The sequence below is a fragment of the Siminovitchia terrae genome, from assembly GCF_003605405.2.
Taxonomy (GTDB): domain Bacteria; phylum Bacillota; class Bacilli; order Bacillales; family Bacillaceae_C; genus Siminovitchia; species Siminovitchia terrae.
In genome coordinates this window covers 1-351 of the sequence record NZ_QYTW02000067.1, presented here as the reverse complement: position 1 = coordinate 351, position 351 = coordinate 1, and the positions used below count along the sequence as shown (strand labels likewise).

Here is a 351-nt window from a genome sequence, read left to right as displayed (position 1 = left end):
GTGGAGCTGGCGGGAGTTGAACCCGCGTCCGAAATTCCTACATCCTCGGTACTACATGCTTAGTCAGTCTTTACATTCGCTTGCCAGCTGCGGACGGACACGCCACTAACAAACTAGCCTGATTAAGTTTTAACGCTTCAACCCCAGGCAGGGCTTCCACGCGATCTCTTTTGGGTTTGACCTCTCTTGATCCCCGTCCTAAGAGCGGAGGCTAGGGAGAGAGGGCTCTAAGCAGGTTATTAAGCTGCTAAAGCGTAGTTTTCGTCGTTTGCGACTATTTTTTGCGGCTTTTTACGAGGCCAACCGCCCCTCGGCATGCACCTTGGGTTTCGCAAATCCCGTCGAATCCAG

At 52.7% G+C, this 351-nt stretch carries 1 other RNA gene; it reads right to left on the bottom strand.

What is annotated here, in order from left to right:
• Window positions 1-351: a transfer-messenger RNA gene (ssrA, locus tag D5F11_RS25680) on the bottom strand; the annotation flags it as partial.